Source organism: Microcoleus asticus IPMA8, from assembly GCF_013179805.1.
GTDB classification, from domain to species: Bacteria; Cyanobacteriota; Cyanobacteriia; order Cyanobacteriales; family Microcoleaceae; genus Microcoleus; species Microcoleus asticus.
On sequence record NZ_SRRZ01000249.1, the window covers coordinates 1 to 3,442 of the forward strand.

Consider the following 3,442-nt stretch of genomic DNA (forward strand, 5'->3'; position numbering starts at 1 on the left):
CTACAGATTCGGTAATCTTTATATGAGGACGACCAGACATTGTAATTCTCGCCTTTACTTTTTACACAAGTCTATCACATCTTTAAAAAAAATGGTATAAGATGTATGTAGACGCCAACGTCAGCATCGGCTTCACCAAGTACGCCGAGAAAGTTAACGGACGTTTTGCGATGATTGGATTTGTTTCTTTGCTGTCGATCGAAGTTTTGACAAGACACAGCTTTATTAGCTTGCTCAAGGATATTTTAGGCTAGGGCATTCTAGTGGAATTACCTCAGATTGAGACCAAGAAACCCGGTTGCTGTGAAAAATCCTGCCTTCAGCGACACAGACTGATACATCAACCGGGTTTCAGATTCAGCATGAACTAAAACTCTGTAGGCAAGAGTTAAGGCTAACTGCCGAGCGGAATATGAACCTATAGGGTTAATTTTAGGAATAAATTGTTTTTTTAACCTAATGCTTATGACCAAGGTAATGTCATTGCTGACAATGCGTAACGCCTAAATCTGACACTTGCGTTTAACCAAAGCGTCCACTAATGTACTCTTCGGCTTCTTTGGTTTGGGGAGAACGGAAAATTTGTTCAGTGGGACCAAACTCCACCAATTTGCCGCGTCGTTTGCCTTGATCGTCCGTTTCTGTATTGAAAAATGCCGTCCAATCCGCGATTCTTGACGCTTGTTGCATATTGTGAGTCACCGTAATAATGGTGTATCGTTCCTTAAGTTCTAAGCACAGTTCTTCAACCTGTCGGGTAGAAATGGGGTCGAGAGCAGAGCAAGGTTCATCCATTAACAAGACATCGGGCTTCATAGCGATCGCGCGGGCAATACAAAGCCTCTGTTGTTGTCCCCCGGATAACGCCGTTCCTTTATCTTGCAGTTTATCCTTGACCTCATTCCAGATAGCGGCTTGTTTGAGGGAAGATTCCACTAATTCATCCAGATTTCCTTGATAACCGTTGGTTCTGGGGGCATAGGCAATATTTTCATAAATGCTCTTGGGAAACGGATTCGGTCTTTGAAACACCATTCCCACCTGTCGCCGCAGTTTGACGGAATTCACTTGCGGATCGTAAATATTACGGTTGCGGTAAATGAGTTTCCCTTCCACCTTGGCACCAGGGATTAAATCATTCATGCGATTGAAGCAACGCAATAAGGTACTTTTGCCACAGCCTGAAGGACCGATAAAAGCCACAATTTTTTGACGGGGAATTTTGATATGGACATCGACAAGGGCTAAAAAGCCATTGTAATAAACCTTTACGCCTTCTGCATCAAACACACTATCGTCCGTGTTGAGTTTGGTATTACTGTTAGTCATCTGAAATGGTCTCCTTAATCTTGACAACTCAAGTTAATTAATGGCTGGAATAGCGTTGGCGCAGATAGATAGCGATGGCATTAAGCGCCAAAATCAAGATAATCAGCACAATAATCGTCGCTGCGGCTGCACTGGCAAACCCCGGTTCAGGACGAGTGATATAGCTGAAAATTTGAATGGGTAACGCCATAAATCGTTGGAATAAACCTGGATTAAACGTGAGGAAACTGACAGCACCCACGACCACCAAAGAAGCAGCATCCCCCATGGCGCGGGAGACAGAAATAATCACCCCCGTAAGAATTCCCGGAATGGCATAGGGTAAGACATGGTGTTGAATGGTTTGCCATTTGGTAGTTCCCAATCCATAGGAAGCATTTCTCAGGGAATCGGGAACGGCGCGGATGGCCTCCCTCGCCGTGACGATAATGACGGGTAAAGACAATAGGGCAAGGGTTAATGCCCCCGAAATCAAGGTAGGCCCAAACCCTAGTAAATAGTTAAAGACCCCTAAACCCAGTAAGCCATAGACAATAGAAGGAATCCCCGCTAAATTCCCGATATTAATCTCAATCAGCGCAGTCCACCACTTTTTAGGGGCGTATTCCTCTAGGTACAAAGCAGCCCCTACCCCAATGGGAACCGCAACCAGAAGGACGATCAGTCCCAGAAAGAAACTCCCAATAATGGCTGGACGGATACCTCCGCGTTCGGCAAAACGGGAAGGCGTTTCCGTGAGAAACCCCGGTGTTAGCAATCTGCCAAGTCCATCATGAAGGATATTAAGAACCAGTAAGGCGAGGACAAATAAACCGATGAGTAACCCAATTAAGAATAGATACTCAAAGACTTTACCGATCGCTTCTCGGCGTTCTAGGTTATCGGTAAATTCAGCAGTGTTGACGGAATTGTTTGTTGGAGTTGATTTAACCATAGCAATCAGTCGTATTTTTCCTTAAAGCGACTAGAAATCCAGAAGCTGGCCATATTGAGAGCCAATGTAATCACGAACAGAACTGCTCCCACCGCATACAAAGTCTTAAAACTGAGGCTACCCCTGGGACTATCTCCCCCCGAAATCTCCGCCATAAAAGCGGTCAGGGTGGCGACGGATTCCATGAAATTGACGGTGATGCGGGGTTGCGATCCAGCTGCAATTCAGAACGGTCATGGTTTCTCCCACTGCGCGGGAAACGCCTAAAATAATCGAAGCCATAATCCCAGACAAGGCAGCCGGAAGAACCACTTTAAAAATGGTTTCTAGTTTGGTAATGCCCAAGGCATAGGAACCTTCCCGCAGAGAACGGGGAACCGATTGAATGGCATCTAAGCTGATGGAACCGACGGTGGGGGTGATCATAATGCCCATCATTAACCCAGCGCTGAGGGCATTAAAAATCTCTAAGGGGAAAATATACCGCAGAACCGGAGTGACAAAGAGCAAAGCAAAGTAACCATAAACTACTGTGGGAATTCCCCCCAATAACTCCACAGCAGGGCGTAACACGGCTGCCACAATCGGTTTGGCATATTCACTCAGGTAAATGGCTGAAGACAACCCCAAGGGAACCGCCACAGCCATAGCGATCGCAGATGTTAAAAACGTTCCGTTCAGCAGCGGCCAGATGCCAAAATGGGCCTCGGCAAACAGGGGAGTCCATCGGGTATCCAGAAAGAACTGGGCTAAGGACACTTCTTGGAAAAAACCCAAAGTCTCTTGGAAAATGATCCAGACAATACCAAAGGTGGTGGCAACGGACACGAAGGCACAGGCAAATAAAACTGCACCAATAATCTTTTCTGGGACATCTTCAGAAGCCTTCTTAAGCAAGAAGTCATCCGCAGCGAAAAGGGAGTCATCAAAGGAACTAGGAGTTAGGGTCATGGGCTTGAGATTTCCTCCTTAAATAAAGTTAGTAATGGGTTCACCGGGTTTGGCTTTTTTGAACTTCGTTCCGGTTTCACGCCGCTCAAATTTTTGCTTAGTTTTCACATAAGCTTCATCGGGTAACGCCACATAGCCCAATACGGTTCAGTTAAGGCTTAAATGATGGTAAATTACGTATTGTGTCCAAAAAGGGAGAGCAAGTACGGTGCATCTTAAAGAATTCTC

At 45.7% G+C, this 3,442-nt stretch carries 4 protein-coding genes; 1 reads left to right on the forward strand and 3 read right to left on the reverse strand.

All coding sequences use genetic code 11. From position 1 onward, the window contains the following. Nucleotides 1-101 precede the first annotated feature (101 nt). A complete protein-coding gene (locus E5S67_RS31460) occupies nucleotides 102-254 on the forward strand; it encodes a chlorophyll a/b-binding protein (RefSeq protein ID WP_172193332.1) in 153 nt (50 codons plus the stop codon). Nucleotides 255-522: 268 nt separating this feature from the next. On the opposite strand, the gene pstB is transcribed toward E5S67_RS31460, so the two are convergent. From pstB to pstC, 3 genes are all read right to left on the reverse strand, one after another. After that, nucleotides 523-1,329: a phosphate ABC transporter ATP-binding protein PstB gene (gene pstB, locus E5S67_RS31465; protein ID WP_172193335.1), complete on the reverse strand. Its 807-nt coding sequence runs from the start codon at nucleotides 1,327-1,329 to the stop codon at nucleotides 523-525. A 37-nt stretch (nucleotides 1,330-1,366) separates the two neighbouring features. After that, nucleotides 1,367-2,263, reverse strand: a complete 897-nt coding sequence (pstA, locus tag E5S67_RS31470) for a phosphate ABC transporter permease PstA (RefSeq protein WP_172193337.1) — start codon at nucleotides 2,261-2,263, stop codon at nucleotides 1,367-1,369. A 129-nt stretch (nucleotides 2,264-2,392) separates the two neighbouring features. Then, the gene (gene pstC, locus E5S67_RS31475) at nucleotides 2,393-3,214 is read right to left on the reverse strand and encodes a phosphate ABC transporter permease subunit PstC (protein ID WP_281363610.1); all 822 of its coding nucleotides are present in this window, start codon (nucleotides 3,212-3,214) and stop codon (nucleotides 2,393-2,395) included. Between the last annotated feature and the right edge of the window lie 228 nt (nucleotides 3,215-3,442).

Bases quoted from the DNA above. Each gene is read 5' to 3' on its own strand.
- pstC (WP_281363610.1), bottom strand. From the start codon at position 3,214: ATGACCCTAACTCCTAGTTCCTTTGATGACTCCCTTTTCGCTGCGGAT.
- pstB (WP_172193335.1), bottom strand. From the start codon at position 1,329: ATGACTAACAGTAATACCAAACTCAACACGGACGATAGTGTGTTTGAT.
- pstA (WP_172193337.1), bottom strand. From the start codon at position 2,263: ATGGTTAAATCAACTCCAACAAACAATTCCGTCAACACTGCTGAATTT.
- E5S67_RS31460 (WP_172193332.1), top strand. From the start codon at position 102: ATGTATGTAGACGCCAACGTCAGCATCGGCTTCACCAAGTACGCCGAG.